Genomic DNA, 24,779 nt, shown 5'->3' on the forward strand with positions numbered 1-24,779 from the left:
ATAAACATTTAATTACATCACGCAAACGAATAAAATCTGTCCGCCCGGCGCAGAGTCAACGCGCTATACATTTCTATTCACAGGCCAGTCATGACTAACAGCAACCGTATCAAGCTCACATGGATCAGCTTCTTCTCCTACGCCCTGACCGGCGCGTTGGTGATCGTCACCGGGATGGTGATGGGAAACATCGCAGATTATTTCCATCTGCCCGTTTCCAGTATGAGCAACACCTTTACCTTCCTCAACGCCGGTATCCTGATTTCTATCTTCCTGAATGCCTGGCTGATGGAAATCGTTCCGCTGAAAACCCAACTGCGCTTTGGCTTTATCTTGATGGTACTCGCCGTCGCAGGTTTGATGTTTAGCCATAGCCTGGCGCTGTTCTCTGCCTCAATGTTCGTACTTGGGCTGGTCAGCGGGATCACCATGTCGATTGGTACCTTCCTGATCACCCATATGTATGAAGGTCGTCAGCGCGGCGCGCGCCTGCTGTTCACCGACTCCTTCTTCAGCATGGCGGGCATGATTTTCCCGATGCTTGCCGCATACCTGCTGGCACGAAGCATCGAGTGGTACTGGGTCTATGCCTGCATCGGTCTGGTTTATGTGGCTATTTTCGTACTGACTTTCGGCTGTGAATTCCCGGTATTAGGTAAAAAAGCGCCGCTGGACAGCCAGCCGGTAGCAAAAGAGAAATGGGGTATCGGTGTGCTGTTTCTTTCCATTGCCGCACTCTGTTACATCCTCGGCCAGTTGGGCTTTATCTCCTGGGTGCCGGAATACGCCAAAAGTCTGGGCATGAGCCTGGGTGATGGGGGCAAACTGGTGAGTGATTTCTGGATGTCGTACATGATTGGCATGTGGTCATTCAGCTTTATCCTGCGCTTCTTTGACCTGCAACGTATTCTGACCGTGCTGGCAGGCGCAGCGACGGTCCTGATGTATCTGTTTATTAACGGTTCGCCGGAGCATATGCCGTGGTTTATCCTGACCCTCGGCTTCTTCTCAAGCGCAATCTACACCTCTATTATTACGCTGGGCTCGCAGCAGACCAGAGTATCGTCGCCAAAGCTGGTGAACTTCATTCTCACCTGCGGTACCGTCGGCACCATGTTGACCTTTGTGGTTACCGGCCCGATCGTCGCCGCCAGCGGTCCGCTGGCAGCGCTGCATACCGCTAACGGTCTCTATGCCGTGGTATTTGTGATGTGCGTGATCCTCGGCTTTGTTTCCCGCCACCGCCAGAACAACGCAGCGGCGTAATCTCACTAAGCCTCAGACCCCTTTGTTCCGGCAAAGGGGTTGTTTTTGGTAAAGAATAGCTCTTCCCCGCCCTTGTCCGTCTGCACCCAGGTCTGCGCTAATTGCGTCGTGGCAATGACTCTCCCCTGACGAATTGACCAACGTACTGGCACCTGGCAGCGCACGGCTTCAAAACCATTCTCCGCAGGAAGAATCACCAGATTCGCCGGATTTCCGGGCACAATGCCGTAATCGCTCAGGCCAAACGTCCGTGCGCTATTTTCCGTCACCAGTTTCAGCCCGTCGTTAATCTGTTGATAACCCATCATCTGGCAAATGTGCAGCCCCATATGCAGCACCTGCAACATGTTGCCGGTACCCAGCGGATACCACGGGTCAAAGACATCATCATGACCAAAGCAGACGTTAATTCCCGCCGCCATCAACTCCTTCACGCGGGTAATACCACGGCGCTTCGGATAGTCATCAAAACGTCCCTGGAGGTGGATATTAACCAGCGGATTAGCCACGAAGTTAATGCCGGAAAGTTTCAGCAGGCGAAATAGCCGCGAGGTGTAAGCGCCATTATAGGAGTGCATAGCGGTGGTATGGCTGGCGGTCACCTGCGGCCCCATCCCCTCTTTTAACGCCAGGGCCGCCACGGTTTCAACGAATCTAGACTGTTCATCGTCGATTTCATCGCAGTGGATATCCAGAGGCCGTTGGTATTTTTTCGCCAGGCGGAAAGCAATATGCAGAGATTCCACTCCATATTCACGCGTAAATTCAAAATGAGGAATCGCGCCCACCACATCGGCCCCCAGACGCAGCGCCTCTTCCAGCAGAGCCTCTCCATTGGGATAAGAGAGAATCCCCTCTTGTGGGAAGGCAACGATCTGCAAATCTACCCATGGCGCGACCTCCTGTTTTACCTCCAGCATGGCTTTGAGTGCGGTGAGCGTAGGGTCGGAAACGTCGACGTGGGTACGCACAAACTGGATGCCGTTAGCAATTTGCCATTTCAGCGTCTTCCATGCGCGAGCTTTAACATCTTCATGGCTCAGTAAAGCCTTACGCTCTGCCCAGCGCTCAATACCTTCAAACAGAGTCCCGGACTGATTCCAGTTAGGCTCTCCGGCTGTTTGGGTGGTATCGAGGTGGATATGCGGTTCAATAAAAGGGGGAATAGCCAATCCGCCGCGCGCATTCAGCACCTCATAACTCTCATTGCGCGCCTCGTCCATAGGGGTTATATCCCCAAAGCGCCCCTTGTCTATCGCTATCTGCCAAAGACCTTCGCGATCGGGCAGGCGAACGTTCTCAATCAACCAAAGCGACGCTGCTGTCATACCGATGACCCTCGTTAAACATTGCTAAAAATTCACTCAGCCTTATGCCGGTTTCTTCTGCTGATTTTGTACACAAAAAAAGCAAAAAGGAAAAGTTAGTGTTTTCCAAGACTTATAAAAATGCTGACAAATCAAAAATATACCACTTAAGTAGTAGGTAAAGGTGTAATTGATTTGCATCAATAAGTGTCTTGGCTGAATCGTTAAGGTAGGCGGTAATATAAAAGAAATCGAGGCAAATATGAGCAAAGTCAGACTCGCTATTATTGGTAATGGTATGGTCGGCCATCGCTTTATTGAGGATCTTCTTGATAAATCCGACGCTGCCAATTTTGATATTACCGTCTTCTGTGAAGAACCCCGTATCGCCTACGACCGCGTACACCTCTCCTCCTACTTCTCTCACCATACCGCTGAAGAGCTCTCTTTGGTACGAGAAGGTTTTTACGAGAAGCACGGCGTTAAGGTGCTGATTGGCGAACGCGCTATCACCATCAATCGCCAGGAGAAGGTTATCCACTCCAGCGCGGGTCGTACCGTATTTTATGACAAGCTGATCATGGCGACCGGCTCCTATCCGTGGATCCCACCGATTAAAGGTTCCGAAACCCAGGACTGTTTTGTCTATCGCACTATTGAAGATCTCAACGCCATTGAGTCCTGTGCCCGTCGCAGCAAACGCGGCGCGGTAGTCGGCGGCGGCCTGTTAGGTCTGGAAGCTGCGGGCGCGCTGAAAAACCTCGGCGTTGAAACCCACGTGATTGAATTCGCTCCTATGCTGATGGCTGAACAGCTCGATCAGATGGGCGGCGAGCAGTTACGTCGCAAAATTGAAAGCATGGGCGTGCGCGTGCACACCAGCAAAAACACCAAAGAGATCGTCCAGGAAGGCACCGAAGCGCGTAAAACCATGCGTTTTGCTGACGGTAGCGAACTGGAAGTCGATTTTATCGTTTTCTCAACCGGTATTCGCCCGCGCGACAAGCTAGCCACCCAATGCGGTCTGGAAGTCGCCCAGCGCGGCGGTATCGTAATTAACGACCGTTGCCAGACGTCCGATCCGGATATCTACGCCATCGGCGAATGTGCCAGCTGGAACAATCGCGTTTATGGTCTGGTTGCTCCTGGCTATAAAATGGCACAGGTGACCGCTGATCATATCCTCGAAACGGAAAACGCCTTTGAAGGTGCGGACCTGAGCGCCAAGCTGAAGCTGCTGGGCGTTGACGTTGGCGGTATCGGCGATGCCCATGGTCGTACGCCGGGCGCACGTAGCTACGTTTATCTTGATGAAAGCAAAGAAGTCTACAAACGTCTGATCGTCAGCCCGGATAACAAAACGCTGCTCGGTGCGGTACTGGTGGGCGACACCAGCGATTACGGCAACCTGCTGCAGTTGGTTCTCAACGCGATTGAACTGCCGGAAAACCCGGACTCACTGATCCTGCCAGCCCACGCGGGCAGCGGTAAGCCGTCCATCGGCGTGGATAAACTGCCGGACAGCGCGCAGATCTGCTCCTGCTTCGACGTCACTAAAGGCATGCTGATCTCCGCCATCAATAAAGGCTGCCACACCGTGGCGGCGCTGAAAGCGGAAACCAAAGCGGGTACCGGCTGCGGCGGTTGTATTCCGCTGGTAACCCAGGTGCTCAACGCCGAGCTGGCGAAACAAGGCATCGAAGTGAACAACAACCTGTGTGAGCACTTCGCGTACTCTCGCCAGGAACTGTTCCACCTCATCCGCGTGGAAGGCATCAAAACCTTTGAAGAACTGTTGGCGAAACACGGCAAAGGCTACGGCTGCGAAGTGTGTAAGCCAACCGTTGGCTCCCTGCTGGCCTCCTGCTGGAACGAATATATTCTCAAACCGCAGCATACCCCGCTGCAGGATACCAACGACAACTTCCTGGCGAACATCCAGAAAGACGGTACCTACTCTGTTATCCCTCGCTCTGCCGGTGGCGAAATCACGCCAGAAGGCCTGGTGGCCGTCGGTCGTATCGCCCGTGAATTTAATCTGTACACCAAGATCACCGGTTCTCAACGTATTGGCCTGTTCGGTGTGCAAAAAGACGATCTACCGGAAATCTGGCGTCAACTGATCGACGCAGGCTTCGAAACGGGTCACGCGTATGCCAAAGCGCTGCGTATGGCGAAAACCTGCGTAGGCAGCACCTGGTGCCGCTACGGCGTGGGCGATAGCGTCGGCTTCGGCGTCGAGCTGGAAAACCTCTATAAAGGCATCCGCACCCCGCACAAAATGAAGTTTGGCGTTTCCGGATGTACCCGTGAATGTGCGGAAGCCCAGGGTAAAGACGTCGGCATCATCGCGACAGAAAAAGGCTGGAACCTGTACGTCTGCGGTAATGGCGGGATGAAGCCGCGCCATGCAGATCTGCTGGCGGCGGATCTGGACCGTGAAACGCTGATGAAATACCTCGACCGCTTCATGATGTTCTACATCCGTACGGCCGATAAACTGACCCGTACCGCGCCGTGGTTAGATAACATGGAAGGCGGCATTGAATACCTGAAATCGGTCATCATCGACGACAAGCTGGGTCTGAACGAGCATCTGGAAGAAGAGATGGCCCGCCTGCGCGAAGCGGTGATATGCGAGTGGACGGAAACCGTCAACACACCAGCCGCCCAGGTTCGCTTCAAGCACTTCATCAACAGCGACAAGCGCGATCCGAACGTCCAGGTGGTTCCTGAACGTGAACAGCATCGCCCGGCTACGCCGTACGAACGCATCCCGGTAACTCTGGTGGAGGAAAACGCATGAGCCAGTGGAAAAATATCTGCAAACTCGATGACATCGTGCCGGAAACCGGCGTCTGCGCGCTGTTAGGTGATAAACAAGTGGCAATTTTCCGCCCTTATCACGGCGACCAGGTTTTTGCGATCAGCAACATCGACCCGTTCTTTGAGTCCAGCGTCCTGTCCCGTGGACTGATTGCCGAGCATCAGGGCGAGCTGTGGGTTGCCAGTCCGCTGAAAAAGCAGCGTTTCCGCCTGCGCGATGGCCTGTGTCTGGAAGATGAAAGCCATTCGGTGGCGCACTATGAAGCCCGAGTGAAAGACGGCGTCGTGCAGCTACGCGGTTAATAGATTAACGGGAGGCGCAACGCCTCCCTTTTTTTGAATTTCTTTTTTATTTTTATATCTCAAGGGTAATCAATCATATGTTTACGGACACAATAAACAAGTGCGCGGCTAACGCTGCGCGCATTGCACGCCTCTCGGCCAATAATCCATTCAGTTTCTGGGTCAGCTCCATGATGGCAGGCGCTTATGTCGGCTTGGGCATCATCCTTATTTTCACCCTCGGCAATCTGCTCGACCCATCCGTTCGTCCTCTGGTGATGGGCGCCACTTTTGGTATCGCCTTAACCCTGGTGATTATCGCCGGTTCTGAATTGTTTACCGGCCACACCATGTTCCTGACGCTGGGCGTGAAAGCGGGCACCATCAGCCAGGGGCAGATGTGGGCCATTTTGCCGCAAACCTGGATGGGCAACCTGCTCGGTTCTATTTTCGTGGCGCTGCTGTATAGCTGGGGTAGCGGCAGTCTGCTGCCGGTCGATACCAGCCTCGTTCACACCGTCGCGCTGGCTAAAACCAGCCAATCTGCGATGGCGCTGTTTTTCAAAGGCGCGCTGTGTAACTGGCTGGTATGTCTGGCAATCTGGATGGCGATCCGTACTGAAGGCTCAGCAAAATTTATCGCTATCTGGTGGTGCCTGCTGGCGTTTATCGCTTCCGGCTATGAGCACTCCGTTGCCAACATGACGCTGTTTGCCCTCTCCTGGTTCGGTCATCACAGCGATGCCTACACCCTTGCGGGAATTGGTCACAATCTGTTATGGGTAACACTCGGCAATACTTTGTCCGGTGTCGTATTTATGGGATTGGGTTATTGGTATGCTACGCCGAAATCGGAGCGCCCAGCTCCGGAAAAAATTAAACAATCAGAGGCTGCTGCCAATAATTAAGAGGTAATGTCGTGGACCATTTGCCTATATTTTGCCAATTACGCGATCGCGACTGTTTGTTAGTCGGCGGCGGCGATGTTGCCGAACGTAAAGCTCGCCTGTTACTCGACGCGGGAGCCAGATTAACGGTCAACGCACTGGATTTTGTGCCCCAGTTCCAGGTGTGGGCCGATTCGAACATGCTCACCCTGGTAAAAGGCGAGTTTAACCCTGCTCTGCTGGATAACTGTTGGCTGGCGATTGCTGCTACCGACAACGAAAAGGTGAATCAGCAGGTCAGTGAGTCATCAGAAGCAAGGCGAATATTTTGCAACGTGGTCGACGCCCCTCAGCAGGCCAGCTTTATCATGCCGTCGATTATCGACCGCTCACCATTGATGGTTGCCGTCTCTTCAGGCGGTACCTCACCGGTGTTGGCGCGCCTGCTGCGTGAAAAGCTGGAGTCAGTTCTGCCGCTCCATTTAGGTCAGTTGGCTCAGTACGCCGGGCAATTGCGTTCACGTGTGAAGAAACAGTTTGCGACCGTGAGCGAGCGTCGCCGTTTCTGGGAGAAGCTGTTTGTTAGCGACAGGCTGGCACAATCTCTGGCGAATGAAGATCGTCAGGCAGTTGCAGATACCACGGAACAGCTACTGACCGAGCCGCTGGATCATCGCGGTGAAGTGGTGCTGGTTGGCGCGGGCCCTGGCGATGCGGGGCTGCTGACCCTCAAAGGGTTGCAGCAAATCCAGCAGGCCGATGTGGTGGTTTATGATCGACTGGTTTCCGACGATATTATGAACCTGGTGCGCCGCGATGCCGATCGGGTCTTCGTCGGCAAACGCTCAGGCTACCATTGCGTGCCGCAGGAAGAGATTAATCAGATTCTATTGCGCGAAGCCCAGGGCGGAAAACGCGTCGTGCGCCTGAAAGGCGGCGACCCGTTTATCTTTGGCCGCGGCGGTGAAGAACTGGAAACCTTGTGCAGCGCCGGTATTCCTTTCTCAGTCGTCCCGGGTATCACCGCAGCCTCCGGCTGTTCCGCCTATTCTGGTATCCCCCTGACCCATCGCGATTTTGCCCAGGGCGTGCGTCTGGTCACCGGCCACCTTAAGACCGGCGGCGAATTGGACTGGGAAAATCTGGCGGTAGAAAAGCAAACTCTGGTGTTCTATATGGGCCTGAATCAGGCACCGGCCATCAGGGAAAAACTGATTGCTCACGGTATGGCGGCGGATATGCCTGCGGCTATCGTTGAGAACGGCACGGCGGTAACCCAAAAGGTCGTTACCGGCACGTTAGAACAGTTGGATTTGCTGGCTCAGCAGATGGCCAGCCCGGCACTGATCATTGTGGGTCGCGTGGTCGGTCTGCGCGATAAGTTAAACTGGTTCTCCAACCATTAATGGCTTCGCATCCCGGCGACTCATTTCACCGGGATGCGAGTTACTTCACGCCCTCACAGCTTTCCTGCAATATTCTCAACACCGTTTCCTCACCGCTACGATTAGGGTTAATACGAATCGCATAGCGTTCAATACCCGGATTTGCCTCACGGAAGGTTCCGGATAGGCGATAGAACAACGGCGGTATTTCATATTTTGACTCGGCGCCAACCGGATACGGCAGCGCCCCAAGCCGCTGCGCATTAGCCAGTACCTGCTCCGCAATCGGCTGATGAAACTCAACCAGCAGGACCCGGGACTGCGCGTTGGCGATAATCGCCTGTTTAACTTGCGGAATCGCACCCTGATTCAACTGCAGCAGAAGCCGCTCCGTCACCCCCGCCTGCACTGCGTGCATCACTGGAGCGAACACCAGCCCTCGCAGTACTTCCAGCGCCTGCGCCCCCTGAATCTGGCTGCCGCCGGAATACATGCTGGCGCGGATGCGGGCAACGGCATCAGCACGACCCACCACTGCACCAACGCCTTCCGGACCAAACAGCTTAAAGCAGGAAAATGTCGCCAGCGTCGCACCGCATTCGCAACCGATATTCGCCACCTTCATCACTGCGTAGTTATCGTCGGTCAGCGTCGGAACATGCTGCTCATTAAGCACAGAGAGCACCTCTGCCAACTGATAGCTATCTTCAGGGCGCTGGCGCGTATGCTGCACCAGCGCCGCATCGGGTCGATGCTGAGCCACCGTCTCTGAGAGCGCCGCCAGATCGTTAAAGTCCACGCGAATTGGCTTTAGTCCCATCTGCTCAATAATCACCGAGGTCGTCGGATAGACCGGCGCATCGTGGGTTAACAGCGTACCGCCGGGCTTCACTAATGCCGCTATCGCCGCACGAATCGCCCCGGTCCCTGCCCCCTGCACCAGCACTGCGGCCTCGGCATGGAATGCATCAGCCAGCACTGCTTCGACGCGCTGCGTGACGCGGGGCTGATTCAGCCCCGGCGCCAGACCAAAGTCACCACCGCGCAGGAAATCGACCCCAGGAAAATGGCGACAGATAGCATCCACTAGCGCGAACTGCTTATGTTGGGCTTCAACCAGCGACAAACTTTCCAGCGGAAAGGTTCTCATGACCCACGCTCCTTGTTATGCCGGAATAAATAATCCGAGCCAGAACAGAATATTCAGCACGATACCGGTAATCATGACTGCCACAACCGGCGCGGCCATTTTTTGAACCGGACGTCCCAACGACTCATTGAGGAAGTAGATCGCAGCGGTAATTGAGAAACCGGTATACCCAGCCATTTTGATGGAGGCAAAAATAGAGCCAACCAGCAGCGCCATCTCCATCAGCATGTTCATCGCATTACGGATGTTATCTGACGCATTGCGCACTGATGGATAGCGTCCCAACCACTTACCGATTGAGCGCAGCAGCAGCACTTCCGCCGAAATCACCAGAGCGCCAAGCAGCGCGGCAATCCACGGATTCGGCGCCAGATAACCCACCGCATAAACGAAGGTAAAACCGGCAACCGCATAAACCCCGGTAGCCAGGGCGGTAGTGGCGATCATCGGCACGAAGCCCAGACCACGCATAAATTCCGCCAGTGCCGCCTGATGAATCAGCGTTTGCGATTGCTCCGGCGTCACGCCTGCCGAATACGCTTTTTCCAGAGTAAAGATGGACACCTCGCTACCGGCAAAAATTTTCATGCTGGCTACCGCCGCAATCAGCGCGCCCACAATAGCGATATACGGCAGATTTTTAATGATCCGCGACGTGCGCTCTTCAAACACCGACATCCCGCTGGCGTCGTGATCCTCGCTACCGCGATTGCGCAGATCCTGGGTAATCGCAATCCCCAACAGCATCACCATACCAACGAAAATCTCAATCGACTCAGGGTTGAGATGTGGGAAGTAGCGGACGACCAGTACGCGTGTAATCAGTACAACAACCGCCGCCAGCAGGCTGCTTTTCCAACCGAACTGGTAGAAAATGGCCACCAATGGGAACAGTGCAAAAGCGGATACTACCGGCGAACTCAATTCGCCCAACGATCCCAATACATCGACCGGTAGCGCCGTCAGCAGATGGTTAACCGGCAGCAGGCAGGTAAGGATCAGAATCCCCCAAACCGCCCCCAGGCCGAAAGCCAAAAGACTATTCGCTGCCAGTACACCGAGGATATCGGTAGGCAAAAACAGCAGCCAGGCATTCAGCAGCCCAGTTTTCAACGTGAACGAAATCCCGACTGAGGCGACAAAACCAATACTTAAACCAAATGCGATACTGCCCGCTTCCCGACGATGCATGTTGCCTTCTATCAACTGCGGGAGGATCGGGCGAATACCATCATGAAAAACCGCAGCTGACCGGTGCGCCAGTAACGACGTCATCCCTGTCAGACAAGCCACCACAATGAGTTGAATATAAAGCGCCATAACAGTGCCTTTTTATTTTAAATGGTTGATCAGTAATGGGATCGCATGCTCAATATGTTCAACAGAAAGGCCAAACGCGACTCTTCCTTCCGCCACCATTTTGGCAATCTGATCCTCTTTCGCCTTAATACCCGGCTTAGCAATCGTGCAACTTTTGTTAAACCCGATAATGGCGATCGCAATGGAAAGCGCCGCGCCAGCACCTGTGTTACACGCGCCAATGTAGTAATCCAGCTGGCCGTTTTTCACCTTCATAGCCGCTTCCATGTCGTTGTAGATGAACACCTCGAAACACCCCGGCGCCGTATTTTCAATCGTTTTTTTAATCAGCTCGCGCTGTAAGCCAGCAACACCAATCTTTTTCATCTCTATGTCCTTACAGGAAAAATTGAGTAGGGTTAGTACGTAACATCAGATCCACATCGGCCTGGCTGAAACCGGCCTGGTAAAGCTGAGGGACAAAGGTAGTCAACAGATAGTCGTAACCGTTGCCGCCATTGGCCTTTAAGTGAGAACGGCGGGTGATATCCATCGACAGCATGACGTGATCCAGGCAGCCCCTTTCACGCAGGGCGAGCAGCATAGCGATGCGTTTTGCGTCGGGGTAATAATTGTTTTTGCCAATTGTGTCGAACTGAACGTAAGCGCCGAGATCGATCATGCGCAAAATATCATCGAGGTTATCTTTCAGATCGCAGTGGCCAATGACCACGCGGGAAAGATCGACGCCGTGCTGTTTTAGCAGTGCAAGCTGCTCCAGCCCCATGGTGCTAAATGAAGTGTGCGTTGAGATAGGCCGTCCGGTCGCGTTATGCGCCAGCGCCGCGGCGCTAAACACTTTGGCTTCCAGATCGGTAATGACCCCTTCACTGGATCCGATTTCGGCAATAATTCCGGCTTTGAGCGGCGTACCGTCAATACCGATTTCGATCTCATCGATCATCTCCTGCGCCAGTTCCTGTGCAGAACGGGTAGCAACGTGCTCAGGAAAGAAAGCGTGCTGATAATAGCCGGTGCAGGCAATCACGTTGATGCCGGTATCGCGCATCAGATCCAACATAAAGGACGGATTGCGCCCCATGTAGCGGTTGGTCATCTCAACAATATTGCGCACGCCGAGGTGCATTAAATCGCGCATCTCGTTACGAATCAGTTCGTATTGATCCAGGCGGCAATCGATGTTGCCTTTAAAGCCGGACAAATCGATGTGCAAATGCTCATGTGCATAGGTATAACCAGAGCTATCAATCATCATTGTGTATTCCTTGCGGGCAGTAAAAGCGAAAGGAAAGAGTGTCCATTCTCCGGGGCATGTGCACCGAAAAAGTCGCAAACGGTGGCCCCGACATCCGACAAGGTGCACCGGGTCCCGAGCTGCGCAGAGGATTGTCCTGGTGACCACACCAGCAGAGGCACCTTCTCACGCGTATGTTTGCTATGGCCTATCGTCGGATCGTTACCGTGGTCGGCCATCACCACCAGGCAATCATCCGGGCGCATATCCGCCATCAGCAGGGCTAGCTGCTCATCGACCAGTTCCAGCCTGTCGACATAGCGCTCCACATCTTCAGCATGACCCGCCAGATCAGTTTCCTGGATATTGGTGCAGATAAATGCCGTCTCCCGGCGGTTAAACTCCGCCCGGGTGATCTCCATAATCTGCTGGCTATCGACCAGATTTTCCCAACTGATGCCATGGGGATTGCTAACGATATCAGCGACCTTGCCAACGAGTACCGTCGGTACGTCAACCGCAAACAGCTGGGCAGGAACCTGCACCTGTTCATCGACGCCGTAGCCCATATGTACAACCTGAAATCCCTGCTTATAGGCTCCCGAGCGCGGCGCGTTGATGCCGATATAGCCGCCCTCTTTTTCTTCCACGGCATCAAAGATGTTCTGTGTACTGGTGAGCTGGCCGCCAAAGGCGATAACGCGTCCCACTGAGGCCTGTTCACGTACCGTCCGGCCGATGGCCTTCACCTCAGCAAAGCTTTTTTCACTCAGATTGCCGGTAATGTTGTAAACCTGCCCCAGATCGGCTTCGAGGTTATCGCCAACCGCCACCGCACCATCCACCAATAGCCAAAATGGACCTTTGCCGTGGCGCTCTGTTTGATGTCCGGCGGCAAGCAGCGCGGCTTCAACTTTATCGATGACATCATTAAACGGCATCCGCAGCGGAGTCCGGGGTTTAGTCCCTAAAATCTCCTGATGCCCCATAAAGGTATCGCCACCCTCATGCTCAAGTTCTGCGGTTCCCCATACGGCATCTTCAGAAGGCTGCATCACACCTGGAGCAAAACCGAGGGCGTTTATCAGGCCCAGTTTTTCTAGCGTCGGCAGGCGCAGCGCGGGAAAACGCTGCAAGATATGTCCGCAGGTATTTGCACCGATATCCTGCGGCCTCACGTCGGGAACATCGGCCATCGCACCGACGCCAAAGCTGTCTATCACCAACACCACAAATCGCGCCATTAGTCCTCCAGTACGTTGCCAAGGCTGTCGTAGCGGGCAACGATTTCAGGGTTACCGCTTTGAATACCCGCAACCAGCACCACGTCGCTACGGGTAACGAAAATCTGCGTGCGGAAACAGAAGATTGCCGCGCTGCCGATCGGGAACTCACCTTCCAGCGGCAGGTAGTAATCAATGCTGCTGTCATCTACCGCGTTAAGCTGCGCCAGTTGGGCGTTTTCGCTGGCCGGAGCGAATACCAGCGCATGCTTAGCATGGCCACGCCGATAATAGCCGCCGCCGTAGCAATAGCTTTGCCCGGCAAAATGGTGGGAAATTTCACTCAGCCACAGCATGGCAACACGCTCCGGTTGATCTCCCTGCTGGTTGGCGGGGATGGTACCGGTCAGCGCATGCCCCGGCTCAGCATGGGTGACGCCAAACTCCGCCAGTAGCGGCAGAGAGCTGCAGCTGGTTGCCGAAGGCGCATTCAGTTGCTGAACCGTCACGCCGAGACTTTCGAGCCTGTCTCTGGCGGCGAGCAGAGAGCGCAAATTCGGCGTGGGCAGAATTTTTTCCTGTTCGTCATCCCACAGCAGGCAAGGGAAGTGGGTGAGCCCGGTCAGTTCAATGCCCGGCAGGCTGCGAAGATGCGCCACCACGTGGTCCAGCTCAGCCAACGCAAATCCACTCTCCTGACCCGGATAGAGGAAGTCGCTCTCGCCATAGACCTTAAGCATGACCGCCTGCATCCGACCGCTTGCTACCGCCGCCGCCGAAACTTCCCGCGCTTTCTCCAGAGAGAACAGGGTAATGACTTCGGTACCCTGCTCTACCGCACCCGCTACCTGCGCGGAAGGAATTTGCACCAGATGGCCCTGATGGGAAACGGGCAAGCCGGCGCGGCGCATCACCCGACTCTCTTTGTAATCCACAACAACAATGCCCTGATACCCCAGCGCCAACAGCTTTTCTGCCAGCCACGGATTTCGACCAATCTGCTTGGTCATCAAGTACAGGCTGATTCCATATTGCTGCGCGGTCTTCAGCAGCAGCTTGCCATTTTCCAGCACCTGATCGACATCAATAACCCAGCTATCCGGGGCGATACGCCCTTGCTGCCAGAAGCGGAGCGCCGTCGCAATCAGCGCCGGGTTCTGCCGTTGTAATGCTTTAATAAACATTTACTTGCCTCTGCTTTTATTCCTTTTTTAAATATTCATTTTTTTGAATATTTAAGTCGCATAGCGCCAATTCCCAATATTCTTCACACGGCCTGCTGCGCCGCTCCCCACAACCCATACCAGTTAGCCAGCAAATAACCTTTTTCATTAGCATGTAGAGTGACGTCAAATTCCTGCATCATCACCTGATGCAATTGATGAATCTCATCCCAATAAGCCGAACCGGTTATCTCTGCCATGAACTCCTCATCCAGCGGCTCAATAACCTCACCGCGGCGGCTGCGCATCAGCGCATTTGCCATATGAGTTATCGCGATTTCCCCCTGCTCGCTAAAGACGGGAAGATGCCACTGCTCGTCCAGCTGGCGGACGACCTTCATCATTCCGCGACAAATATCCTGGTCGATAATCCCTGCCTCACACAGTAAGTTGAGCCTGTTTTCCATAGTCACTGCCTTAATGTTAATAACTTGGCTCTTGCTCTCCGCTCACCACCCGTTGTTGATGAGCTAATAGCGCCTGTTTATCAACGACTGCACGTAGCAAATGTTGAATCGGGTAATCATCTGCCCTGGCCAACACTACCGCCTCAGTCGCCTGCAAAAAGCGCGGATCGTCACTTAACGGCAGGGCTTCCAGCCCTAACATGGCCAGCTCCGCGCCTGCGGTGACGTTCCAGATAACAGCGTCAATTTCGCCTTTGACGATGCGACTTAGACTCTCGTGATAAGAGAGGTCGACGCGCTCTACGTCGCTATTGGCAAAATAAATTTCGGTCATAATTTTCTGGTCAGCCGAGCGGTTATCAAGCCCCACTCGCCGCACCGAATCGATTTCACCTTTCCGGCAAATCAGCTGGTGCTCACCGACATAGGTGTGCGGTCCAAGAGCCATTACCATCCGCAGCCCGCTCTGCGCTAAATAACTTTCTGCCGCCAGGCGCGAAACCACCGCCATGTCGTAAACACCGTTAAGTAAGCACTCCACGCGAATGTCCGCGCCGCGCATATGCGCATAGTAAAAAGGAATACCTTCAAACTGCGCTTTCAGCCCGCTCGCCAGCCCCTCATACAATCGCGTATAGGGCAGAGGCATTGCGCAAACGACGTTGGTGATATCGATATGCGCCAATAGGGCCTTGTTATCCATCTCAACCAGGTAACTGCCGTTGCGCCCGCGGCGTTCAATACGAATGGCCCCGGAAGACTCCAGCGTTTTTAGCGCCGCCTGAGTCAGCCCAACGGAAGAGCCGCATTCACCCGCTAACTCATCAATCGTTTTAAGACGATTACCGCACTGCTCGCCCAGCAAATAACGAGCCAGGGTCGTTAGTGCCATGCCCTCTTTTTTAATGAATGTCCGACGCATCTATAATCTTCACTAAATTGAATATTTATATCTTCACTAAACTGAAGATAATTAACAAGGAGCAAATAATCAAATCACGACAGCTATCACAAATTAAAAAGCCGGATGCATTGCACCCGGCTTTAGATATGACGACAACCATCAGATAGATTAAGGCTTAGCGACGAAACCAATCGCTTCGTAGACCGCCTTCAGGGTAACAGAAGCGCGAGCGCTGGCTTTCTCCGCGCCCTCTTTCATCACCTGATTCAGGAAAGCCTCATCGCCGCGGAAACGGTTATAGCGCTCCTGCAGTTCGGTCAGCATGCCGGATACCGCATCGGCGACTTCGCCTTTCAGGTGGCCGTACATTTTGCCTTCAAAGTGCTGCTCCAGCTCAGGGATGCTCTGACCCGTTACGCCAGAGAGGATATCCAACAGGTTGGAAACACCCGCTTTGTCCTGGATGTCGTAGCGCACAACGGGTGGCTCATCGGAATCAGTCACCGCACGTTTGATCTTCTTCACTACCGATTTCGGGTCTTCCAGCAGGCCGATCACGTTGTTACGGTTATCGTCTGACTTGGACATCTTTTTGGTCGGTTCCAGCAGCGACATCACGCGCGCGCCAGATTTCGGAATAAACGGCTCAGGGACTTTAAACACATCGCCATAAATAGCGTTGAAGCGCTGGGCAATATCGCGGCTCAGCTCCAGATGCTGTTTCTGGTCTTCACCGACCGGAACCTGATTGGTCTGATACAGCAGGATGTCGGCAGCCATCAGCACCGGGTAGTCGAACAGGCCAGCGTTAATGTTTTCGGCGTAGCGTGATGACTTGTCTTTGAACTGAGTCATACGGCTCAGTTCGCCGAAATAGGTGTAGCAGTTCAGCGCCCATCCCAGCTGCGCATGCTCCGGCACGTGGGACTGAACAAAAATGGTGCTTTTCTTTGGGTCGATACCACAGGCCAGGTATAGCGCGAGCGTATCCAGCGTCGCCTTACGCAGCTGTTGTGGATCCTGGCGGACGGTAATCGCGTGCTGGTCAACGATGCAGTAAATACAGTGGTAATCGTCCTGCATGTTTACCCATTGACGCAGCGCACCCATGTAGTTGCCAATGGTCAATTCACCTGAGGGCTGTGCGCCACTAAAAACGATGGGCTTAGTCATTTTCTATTCCTGAGTTTCACTGTACGGTAGCCCGAAAGCGGGCAAGAGTTCATTAAATTGGTCAAAGATATAATCCGGCTCACTCAGCGAAATTGACTCGCCATAGTTGTAGCCATATGTCAGACCGATTGAGTAGCAGCCTGCGGCTTTCGCAGCCTGGATATCATTGCGTGAGTCACCAACGAACAGCAGCTCAGCAGGCGCCAGCCCCAGTTTTTCCGCGACCAGAAGCAGCGGATCCGGGTGTGGTTTCTTGTTTTTTACATCATCACCGCCAATCACGACGGTAAAATATTTGCCGATGTCCAGCGCGTCCAGAATAGGCGCGACAAACGGCGTTGGCTTGTTGGTTACCAGCGCTAACGGCAGGCCCTTTGCGTGCAGCGCACCGAGCGTATCGGCAACCGCCGGGAACAAAAAGCTCCCCTCTTCGGCCACTTCTGCATAGTAGCGATCGAACAACTTACGCAAAACCGTCAACTGCTCAGCCTGGGGGATACCGTCATGATCAACAGAAGGTTTACCCTGCGAGGTGCGCAGCGTTGCGCGTTCCTGGCGAGCCCAGGTCAGAGCGCGCTCCATCAGAACATCAGCTCCGTTACCAATCCAGGTGATGACACGTGCTTCCCCGGCCATCGGCAGCTCCAGGGCGTAAAGTGCGTTATCGACGGCAGCAGTCAGACCCGGCGCGCTGTCCACCAGCGTGCCGTCAAGGTCAAACGCCACGCCGCGAATGGTTTGCAACTTATCCATGGCTAACCTTCGCTAATTCGCTGCGCATTTGATCAACCACTTTTTTATAGTCCGGCTGATCGAAAATCGCCGACCCGGCAACAAACATATCCGCACCGGCTGCGGCAATCTCGGCAATATTGTTCACTTTCACGCCGCCATCAACTTCCAGACGAATGTCGTAGCCAGATTCATCAATACGACGACGAACTTCACGCAGTTTATCAAGGGTGTGCGGAATAAAAGACTGGCCACCAAAGCCTGGGTTGACCGACATCAGCAGAATGACGTCCAGTTTATCCATCACATAATCGAGATAGCTCAGAGACGTGGCTGGGTTAAACACCAGACCGGCTTTACAGCCATTTTCTTTGATGAGTTGTAAAGTACGATCGACGTGCTCAGAAGCTTCCGGGTGGAAAGTAATGATGCTAGCGCCCGCAGCAGCAAAATCAGGGATGATGCGGTCAACAGGCTTGACCATCAAATGCACATCAATCGGCGCGGTGATTCCGTAATTTCGCAACGATTTCAGTACCATTGGACCGATGGTCAGATTCGGCACATAGTGGTTGTCCATTACGTCAAAGTGCACAACATCTGCACCTGCGGCCAACACGTTAGCGGTATCTTCACCCAAACGGGCAAAATCAGCCGACAGAATTGAAGGGGCAATCAAATACTGCTTCATCCGCATCTCCTTGAAATTTATTTTGTCTTGGGCGGACGGTACAGAGCCAGAAGCTCGTCCACCTTCTTACGTGTACCACCGTTACTGCTGATGCTGCGTCGAACCTTCACAATGTGCATCTCAGCGGCATTTTTATACCACTCCTGAGTGAGCGGCGTGCGATGGTTTGAGATAAGCACAGGAATACGCTTTTTCACCAGCGATTCCGCCTTTTTTGCCAGCAACTCCTGCTGTTCCTGGCTAAAGCTATTCGTATGATAGGCCGTAAAATTCGCCGTTGACGACAGCGGCGCATAGGGCGGATCGCAATAAACAACAGAGCTGTTATCAGCTCGCTTCATACAGTCTTCATAAGATTCACAATGAAACTCTGCATGCTGCGCTTTCTCAGCGAAGTGGTGCAACTCGGCCTCTGGAAAGTAGGGCTTTTTATAACGGCCAAACGGTACATTAAACTCACCGCGCAGGTTGTAACGACACAGACCATTGTAGCCATGACGGTTCAGATAAAGGAACAGCACCGCGCGACGCAGCGGTTCCTGGCTTTGGTTGAACTCATCACGGAACTGGTAGTAACGTTCAGCGGCGTTATTTTCTGGCGTGAACATCTCACGCGCCGCCGTAACGTACTCATCGGTTTGCAGTTTGACTATGTTATACAGACTAATCAAATCACTATTGATATCAGCAAGGATATAACGAGAAAAGTCGGTATTAAGAAATACCGACCCGGCGCCCACAAAGGGCTCAATCAAGCAATCGCCCTGCGGCAAATGCTTTTTAATATCATCAAGCAGGGGGTATTTCCCCCCTGCCCATTTCAGAAAAGCGCGATTCTTTTTCATGCTGCCTAACTAATTACACATTCTCCGGCTGTGGAGAAAGCTCCGACAGCATCCAGCGCTTCAGACTACACAGCAGCATTATTTCAGGTCAGACTGAACCTGATGCAGCGGTTTTGCCCACGGGTTTTTCGCCTGTACATCTGCCGGCAGAGTCGCAACAGCGCGTTTAGCTTCATCTTTCGAAGCATAAATACCGCTCACCAGAACATACCAGGGTTGACCGTTACGCGTAGTCTCATAGACAACATATTTTTCCAACTTCTCTTTCTTCGCCCAACTGTTGAGGTTGTTGTAGTTAGAGGAGCTGCTGAGCTGCAACGTGTAGTGCCCAGATGGCGCGGACTTCATAGAGCCAACATCACCAGCGCTTTTACTCGCAGCAGCAGTCGCTGCCGGAGCGGCGGTTGCCGTAGCAGTCGCGGCAGGCGTGGTAGTGGTAGCCGTTGGCTGCGCCGGTTTAGTCTGTGCAGTTGCAACAGGTTTCGTCGGCTGAGCTGGTGTCGCTTTCGCCGGAGCCGTAGTCGCAACGCTTTCTACACGCTTCGGCTGGACCGGGGTCGGCTTAGGCTCGGCAGTCGTTTTCGCGGTGGCCTGCGGTTTTGGTTCGATAACCGTATGCTTACGCTCAGCTGGACGCGGTGTCGGTGTCGCCGCCGTCTGACGTTCCGTTGTCGCCTGGCGCGGGGCAGCACCATTACGAAGTGGAGCAACGGTAGCAGGTTCAGTTGGCAGAGTGGAATTCGCCACGGCACTATCAATCTGGCCCTGCTGCTGAGTCAGCGCATTGTTCAGATCACCCTGAACTTCAACACGCTGCTGTCCCTGCGGCTCAGCAGTAGCCTGGCCCTGAGTCGGGTTAGAGGCAATTGGTGGCAAGGAGACATCCTGCGGCTGTGAATTATTCGTCGCTGATGAATCCTGAGCTGTCGGCTGGGCATTATTATCCTGATCGCCGGATAAGCTAACGCTCTTCTCACCTGAAGCCGTTTGCTCACCAGATGAAGAGGAAGGTGATTTCAGCGCAGATCCGACGCCAACAATCAGCAGGAGAAGGACGAGGATCCCTACCCCCATCATGATGTACTGACGGGAAGCAGGTTTAGCCGGCGCCTTCTTACGTTTACGCGGACGACGTTCAACCTGACGCTCTTCGGCATCGTCTTCGTCAGACTCTACGTCCTCTTCATATTGTTCTTCATATTGTTCTTCATCGCGCTCACGGCGTGCTTTGCTGCCGCGCGTCGGGCGACCATCGTCAGCATCATCAAGATCGACATCATCAAAATTGATTTGCGGATCGGCATCACGCTCAGAAGACTGACGGGAACGACCAGCACGACGATCGTTGCGATCGGCTTTCATATCGTCTTCTGGTTTTAATTCATCCATTTAACACCCCACTAAAAGGCTTATGCTCACGACTATTGCATGTCACCTGAAATGATAACGCCGCGCGAACGCGGCCAGACCTTCTTATTGTTGCGCCTGCTGGGTATCAGCAATTGCGCCAAGAACAACATCATGCGGCACTCCGCCACGTATCTCGCTTTTCCCTATTGCGAGCGGTAGCACCAGCCGCATCTCGCCAGCCAGTACCTTTTTATCACGCATCATGTGAGGCAAATAGGCGTCTGCCGCCATCTCCAGCGGCCCATGCACCGGTAAACCAGCACGCTGTAACAAACGAATAACTCGCTGCGTATCCTGTGCGCTGAACTGCCCTAAACGCTCCGACACATGCGCCGCCATCACCATACCGGCAGCCACAGCTTCACCATGCAGCCAGTTACCGTAGCCCATTTCAGCTTCGATCGCATGACCAAAAGTATGTCCAAGATTGAGTAAAGCACGTAACCCGGTTTCGCGCTCGTCGGCCGCGACGACTTCAGCTTTCAGCTCACAACAACGACGGATACAGTACGCCATCGCTTTTTCATCCAGCCCCATCAGCGCATCGATGTTGTTTTCCAGCCAATCGAAGAATTCGCCATCGAGGATAATGCCGTACTTTATGACTTCAGCCAGACCGGAGGACAGTTCGCGCGTCGGTAGTGTCTTGAGACAGTTGAGATCGACAACGACAGAAACTGGCTGCCAGAAGGCGCCAATCATATTTTTACCGAGAGGATGGTTTACAGCCGTTTTGCCGCCAACGGAGGAATCAACCTGCGACAACAGCGTAGTAGGGACCTGGATAAATCGCACGCCACGCTGATAGCTGGCCGCGGCAAATCCAGTTAAATCACCGATCACCCCACCGCCGAGCGCCACTAACGTCGTGTCGCGGCCGTGTGGTTTTTGCAACAGAGCGGTAAAAACAGTATCCATCACCGCCAGGCTTTTATACTGCTCGCCGTCGGGAAGAATCACGCTGTCGACTTTTACTCCCGCCTGCTCCAGTACGGAACGAACGGTATCCAGATAAAGCGGCGCCAGCGTTTCATTGGTGACCAGCATAACCTGGTCGCCTGATTGCAGTGGCTGGAAGGAAGCTGGATCGTTAAACAAACCAGCCGCGATGGTAATCGGGTAACTACGTTCCCCGAGGGTTACAGTAAGCCTCTCCATAACGCGACGTCCACCTCAGTTGCTTTTACTCTGACGCACTTTATTAAGCCAGAATCAGTTGCTTTCCAGCATATGAATAATCTGGTTTGCTACCACTTTTGCGCTTTGATCGTCGGTGCGGATAGTGACATCAGCAATCTCTTCATACAGCGGATTGCGTTCATCTGCCAACGCTTCAAGAACTTCGCGAGGCGGCGCATCAACTTGTAATAAAGGACGCTTTTTATCGCGCTGTGTACGGGCAAGCTGCTTTTCGATAGTTGTTTCCAGGTAGACCACCACGCCGCGGGCGGAGAGACGGTTACGCGTTTCACGGGATTTTACAGAGCCGCCGCCAGTCGCCAGCACAATTCCCTGTTTTTCCGTCAACTCATTGATGATTTTTTCTTCACGATCGCGGAAGCCGTCTTCGCCTTCTACATCAAAGACCCAACCTACATCAGCGCCAGTGCGTTTCTCAATTTCTTGATCAGAATCGTAAAATTCCATGTTGAGCTGCTGGGCTAACTGGCGCCCAATAGTGCTTTTGCCGGCACCCATAGGCCCAACCAGAAAGATATTGCGTTTCTCTGCCATTTTTTCGGTACTACTAAGACTATTCGTTAATGATAAACCCGCTTCGCAAAGATCCAACGCAGCAGGACATGAACTGAAACCTCATATGCAATAGAGCGAGAGTCAGACTGAAAATTATCTCAATACTCCGGCTGGTTTGGCAACAGAATAAATCACCGGACAATATAAGGGAGGATTGATGTCGTACCCGACTCTCAAATCGGTACCCCTTGTATGCTAAATCCGTCCTCACGTCAAACACCTGAAACGTGTTTAGCAAGAAAAACCCGCTTAATTCACTGCCAGTATACGTGGAGTAATGAAGACAACCAGTTCACGTCGTTCGTTATCTTTGCCGTCACGGCGAAATAATTGCCCAAGCCATGGGATGTCGCTAAGTAGGGGAATACCATCGCGAGAAGATTTATTTTTTTGCGAAAAAATTCCTCCCAAGGCCAGGGTCTCACCGCTTTTCACTTCGACCTGCGTTTCAATTTCCTGTTTATCGATAGCCAGCGCTTCGCCATTTTCCTGTTTAAGAATTTGTCCTGGCGTGTTTTCGCTAATTCTGAGTTTTAAGCGCACCCGATTTTGCTGTAGCACCGTCGGCGTAACCTCCATCCCCAATACCGCTTCTTTAAACTCAACGGAAGTTGCACCGCTTTCACCACTAGAGACCTGATACGGAATCTCACTTCCCTGTTTGATGCTGGCGGGCTGCATATGTGAAGCCAGCAGCCGCGGGCTGGCGATAATTTGTACCTGCTGCTTTTTCTCAAGAGCGGAAAGCTCCAGTTCTAATAGCCGCCCGTTAATACGCCCGATATTAAATCCCACCCGCGTACTGGCATCGCCGACGGCCAGGTTGCTACTTAAGGTGGTGAATTTACCCGATCCTGGCGGACTGCTGGCTTCGGCCAGGCTCCACTTCACCCCCAGCTCACGCAGACTGGTTTCGCTCATTGAGACAATATGCGCCGCCAGCTCTACCTGACCGACAGGCAAGTCCATCTCCAGCGCCCATGCTTTCAAGACAGGGATATGCTGGACATCATCACGAATTAGCAGACGATTGGTTCGTGTATCGACGGTAAGATGTCCGCGAGCGCTCAGCAATTTCTCTCCGGCTTTAGCGAGATCCCCCGCATCAGCATAACGCAAGGCCACACTGTGATCCTGTAGAGGGAGATTCTGCAAACGTTTATCTCTTTCCGCCTCAAGCTGCACCTGTCGCGCATTTTGCCAGGCAAGGGTGTGAACATACAGCACCGTACCTTGTTGGGTTAACGTCAGCCCGGCACTATCAATTACAGAACGCAGCGCTTGTTGCCAGGGGACATTTTTTAGATGTAGCGATACCGTACCGCTGACGTCCGGGGCCACTACCAGGTTTTTCTGTTTAAGTTCCGCCAGAGTTTGTAATACTTGAGCTACCGGTGCGTCATCGACGACCAGCGACACGGGTTGATCTTTTTTTGCCGCCGTTGCCATCAATGGCAACAGCAGAAACAGCAGGCTTATCCATCGCATCATTTTTTATCCCTTCACGCTGCCAGGCCCACTGGGCGGGTTCACATCCTGGTCCCGTAGTTATTTCAATTCTCTGCGCCGTCAGGAGCGTGATTCGCCAGTTTGTCGGCAACGTTTCATCCGCTCTTACTCGACGCCACTTCCCGGCGCTGTCCTTCAAAATTCCAATATGCAATTGCGGATCGCTGATAGCTCCGCCGTAGCGCCATTGGCTCAGTTGTGCCGTTCGACAGCCATCAACCGCAGGCTGGAATGGATCGCGTCCACCAGCCATCAGCGGGAGCGGCAGCAAAAGTAAACTCCACCACTTACTCTGCATCTTCCGCCTCCAGTTGCAGGGTCAACTGCAGCGCCTGCTTTTCCGGGTGCAGTGAAAATGCCGTAGCCTGCATCCCGCAGCGTGCCAGCCAGGAAAACAGCGCGGGTACCGATTGCCAGTTAACCTCCAGCCGCATCTCACCGCCCCGCCCAACTGGCCGCCAGGATACAAGTACCGCTCCGACGACTGGCAGATCAAGCGGCGTAAAGGTTTCGGTTTTCGCTTCGTCCGTTCTGGTACTGTTTAGCGAAGCCTTTAGCGGCAACAGTTTTCGCCATTGTTCTTGTATTCGCAGCGAGCCGCCCGAGTGTATTTTTGGCGGCGAGGTTTGTGGCCACATAAAAGCCCCTACGATGAGAGCTAAAACGATGGACAGCACGAAAAGAATTTTGCCGTCCGTTAGCCAGCGCTCAATGTTCACCCGCATCTGTGCGCTCTCCCGCCATAGAAAAGCTAAACAACCAGCGCCCTTCGCTATCTCGGTGGGTTTCACCCGCTTTGGCCGGATGAAAGCCGCTAAGACCTTCCAGCGCTTTTTCCAGGGTTGTTAATGCTTTCAGGTTTAACGTCAGCCCACCAAGCGTGAGCGCATTTTGTCGATATTCCAGACGGGTGAGCCAGGCCTGCTCCGGTAAGCGGGCAGCGACCTCAAGCAATCTTGGCTGCCATGCTGCGGTTATCTCTCGGTGCTGCTGGCGCTGACGGAGCCGTTCGTACTGCTGTAACCGTTGACGCATAACACGCTCACGCTGCTGGAACGCGTTATAAAGCTGGCTTTCGGCACTCGCTCTCTCCGCCTCAAGCGAGTGACTGACCCGGCTGTTCATTCGTGATGCGAACCACGCCATAAGCAGAACAAGCAGGAACCCGACGAGTAGCAACCCTCCCGAACGCAGACGCTGCCGTCGACGGGTTTCACGCCAGGGAAGAAAGTTAACAATCTGGCTCATCG

25 protein-coding genes are annotated in these 24,779 nt (G+C 53.6%); 5 read left to right on the forward strand and 20 right to left on the reverse strand.

Annotated elements, in window-relative coordinates; all coding sequences use genetic code 11:
• Positions 1-90: 90 nt before the first annotated feature.
• Positions 91-1,266 carry an MFS transporter TsgA gene (tsgA, locus tag HV127_RS04615; RefSeq protein ID WP_182235118.1) on the forward strand — a complete coding sequence of 392 codons (1,176 nt, stop codon included), beginning with the start codon at positions 91-93 and terminating at the stop codon, positions 1,264-1,266.
• Positions 1,267-1,271: 5 nt separating this feature from the next.
• Here tsgA and HV127_RS04620 read toward each other — a convergent pair whose 3' ends face one another.
• A complete protein-coding gene (locus tag HV127_RS04620; RefSeq protein WP_182235119.1) occupies positions 1,272-2,594 on the reverse strand; it encodes a cytosine deaminase in 1,323 nt (440 codons plus the stop codon).
• Positions 2,595-2,835: 241 nt separating this feature from the next.
• Between HV127_RS04620 and nirB the strand changes: the two genes are divergently transcribed.
• From nirB to cysG, 4 genes are all read left to right on the forward strand, one after another.
• Complete coding sequence (nirB, locus tag HV127_RS04625; RefSeq protein ID WP_182235120.1) at positions 2,836-5,379, forward strand: NADPH-nitrite reductase large subunit; 2,544 nt, start codon at positions 2,836-2,838, stop codon at positions 5,377-5,379.
• The gene (nirD, locus tag HV127_RS04630) at positions 5,376-5,702 is read left to right on the forward strand and encodes a nitrite reductase small subunit NirD (RefSeq protein WP_112214756.1); all 327 of its coding nucleotides are present in this window, start codon (positions 5,376-5,378) and stop codon (positions 5,700-5,702) included. Before nirB ends, nirD begins: the two co-directional genes overlap by 4 nt.
• Positions 5,703-5,779: 77 nt before the next feature.
• On the forward strand, positions 5,780-6,589 hold the full coding sequence (nirC, locus tag HV127_RS04635; RefSeq protein WP_142513312.1) for a nitrite transporter NirC: 810 nt from the start codon (positions 5,780-5,782) through the stop codon (positions 6,587-6,589).
• A gap of 11 nt (positions 6,590-6,600) precedes the next feature.
• On the forward strand, positions 6,601-7,974 hold the full coding sequence (gene cysG, locus HV127_RS04640; protein WP_181484660.1) for a siroheme synthase CysG: 1,374 nt from the start codon (positions 6,601-6,603) through the stop codon (positions 7,972-7,974).
• A gap of 40 nt (positions 7,975-8,014) precedes the next feature.
• Here cysG and HV127_RS04645 read toward each other — a convergent pair whose 3' ends face one another.
• The 19 genes from HV127_RS04645 to HV127_RS04735 form a co-directional block, all read right to left on the reverse strand.
• On the reverse strand, positions 8,015-9,103 hold the full coding sequence (locus HV127_RS04645; protein WP_182235121.1) for an aminotransferase class I/II-fold pyridoxal phosphate-dependent enzyme: 1,089 nt from the start codon (positions 9,101-9,103) through the stop codon (positions 8,015-8,017).
• A 15-nt stretch (positions 9,104-9,118) separates the two neighbouring features.
• Positions 9,119-10,423, reverse strand: coding sequence for a YhfT family protein (locus HV127_RS04650; RefSeq protein ID WP_182235122.1), 1,305 nt, complete (start codon positions 10,421-10,423; stop codon positions 9,119-9,121).
• Positions 10,424-10,435: 12 nt separating this feature from the next.
• Complete coding sequence (locus tag HV127_RS04655) at positions 10,436-10,789, reverse strand: DUF2620 domain-containing protein (RefSeq protein WP_110274970.1); 354 nt, start codon at positions 10,787-10,789, stop codon at positions 10,436-10,438.
• Positions 10,790-10,799: 10 nt separating this feature from the next.
• On the reverse strand, positions 10,800-11,678 hold the full coding sequence (locus HV127_RS04660) for a phosphotriesterase-related protein (RefSeq protein WP_182235123.1): 879 nt from the start codon (positions 11,676-11,678) through the stop codon (positions 10,800-10,802).
• Entirely contained in the window at positions 11,675-12,901 is a 1,227-nt protein-coding gene (locus HV127_RS04665) for a phosphopentomutase (protein ID WP_182235124.1), read from the reverse strand. The genes HV127_RS04660 and HV127_RS04665 overlap by 4 nt, the downstream gene beginning before the upstream one ends.
• Positions 12,901-14,064: a YhfX family PLP-dependent enzyme gene (locus tag HV127_RS04670; RefSeq protein WP_182235125.1), complete on the reverse strand. Its 1,164-nt coding sequence runs from the start codon at positions 14,062-14,064 to the stop codon at positions 12,901-12,903. Before HV127_RS04670 ends, HV127_RS04665 begins: the two co-directional genes overlap by 1 nt.
• 83 nt (positions 14,065-14,147) lie before the next feature.
• Positions 14,148-14,510, reverse strand: coding sequence for a PRD domain-containing protein (locus HV127_RS04675; RefSeq protein WP_182235126.1), 363 nt, complete (start codon positions 14,508-14,510; stop codon positions 14,148-14,150).
• Positions 14,511-14,526: 16 nt separating this feature from the next.
• The gene (gene yhfZ, locus HV127_RS04680; RefSeq protein WP_182235127.1) at positions 14,527-15,432 is read right to left on the reverse strand and encodes a GntR family transcriptional regulator YhfZ; all 906 of its coding nucleotides are present in this window, start codon (positions 15,430-15,432) and stop codon (positions 14,527-14,529) included.
• A 150-nt stretch (positions 15,433-15,582) separates the two neighbouring features.
• Complete coding sequence (trpS, locus tag HV127_RS04685) at positions 15,583-16,587, reverse strand: tryptophan--tRNA ligase (RefSeq protein WP_112214766.1); 1,005 nt, start codon at positions 16,585-16,587, stop codon at positions 15,583-15,585.
• A gap of 3 nt (positions 16,588-16,590) precedes the next feature.
• Positions 16,591-17,340: a phosphoglycolate phosphatase gene (gph, locus tag HV127_RS04690; RefSeq protein ID WP_182235128.1), complete on the reverse strand. Its 750-nt coding sequence runs from the start codon at positions 17,338-17,340 to the stop codon at positions 16,591-16,593.
• A complete protein-coding gene (rpe, locus tag HV127_RS04695; RefSeq protein ID WP_110274962.1) occupies positions 17,333-18,010 on the reverse strand; it encodes a ribulose-phosphate 3-epimerase in 678 nt (225 codons plus the stop codon). The genes gph and rpe overlap by 8 nt, the downstream gene beginning before the upstream one ends.
• Before the next feature lie 17 nt (positions 18,011-18,027).
• A complete protein-coding gene (gene dam / locus HV127_RS04700; protein ID WP_112214768.1) occupies positions 18,028-18,855 on the reverse strand; it encodes an adenine-specific DNA-methyltransferase in 828 nt (275 codons plus the stop codon).
• A 78-nt stretch (positions 18,856-18,933) separates the two neighbouring features.
• The gene (damX, locus tag HV127_RS04705) at positions 18,934-20,244 is read right to left on the reverse strand and encodes a cell division protein DamX (protein ID WP_182235129.1); all 1,311 of its coding nucleotides are present in this window, start codon (positions 20,242-20,244) and stop codon (positions 18,934-18,936) included.
• Between the two features lie 84 nt (positions 20,245-20,328).
• A complete protein-coding gene (gene aroB, locus HV127_RS04710) occupies positions 20,329-21,423 on the reverse strand; it encodes a 3-dehydroquinate synthase (RefSeq protein ID WP_182235130.1) in 1,095 nt (364 codons plus the stop codon).
• A 54-nt stretch (positions 21,424-21,477) separates the two neighbouring features.
• The gene (aroK, locus tag HV127_RS04715; protein ID WP_004106441.1) at positions 21,478-21,999 is read right to left on the reverse strand and encodes a shikimate kinase AroK; all 522 of its coding nucleotides are present in this window, start codon (positions 21,997-21,999) and stop codon (positions 21,478-21,480) included.
• 270 nt (positions 22,000-22,269) lie between these two features.
• Entirely contained in the window at positions 22,270-23,511 is a 1,242-nt protein-coding gene (hofQ, locus tag HV127_RS04720) for a DNA uptake porin HofQ (RefSeq protein ID WP_182235131.1), read from the reverse strand.
• Positions 23,420-23,827 (reverse strand): HofP DNA utilization family protein, encoded by a 408-nt coding sequence (locus HV127_RS04725; protein ID WP_182235132.1) that lies wholly within the window; start codon positions 23,825-23,827, stop codon positions 23,420-23,422. The genes hofQ and HV127_RS04725 overlap by 92 nt, the downstream gene beginning before the upstream one ends.
• Positions 23,817-24,254 (reverse strand): hypothetical protein, encoded by a 438-nt coding sequence (locus tag HV127_RS04730; protein ID WP_182235133.1) that lies wholly within the window; start codon positions 24,252-24,254, stop codon positions 23,817-23,819. The genes HV127_RS04725 and HV127_RS04730 overlap by 11 nt, the downstream gene beginning before the upstream one ends.
• The gene (locus tag HV127_RS04735; RefSeq protein WP_182235134.1) at positions 24,238-24,777 is read right to left on the reverse strand and encodes a PilN domain-containing protein; all 540 of its coding nucleotides are present in this window, start codon (positions 24,775-24,777) and stop codon (positions 24,238-24,240) included. Before HV127_RS04735 ends, HV127_RS04730 begins: the two co-directional genes overlap by 17 nt.
• Positions 24,778-24,779: the final 2 nt, after the last annotated feature.

Origin of the sequence: Klebsiella sp. RHBSTW-00215 (assembly GCF_014103785.1) — a bacterium.
GTDB lineage: Bacteria > Pseudomonadota > Gammaproteobacteria > Enterobacterales > Enterobacteriaceae > Klebsiella.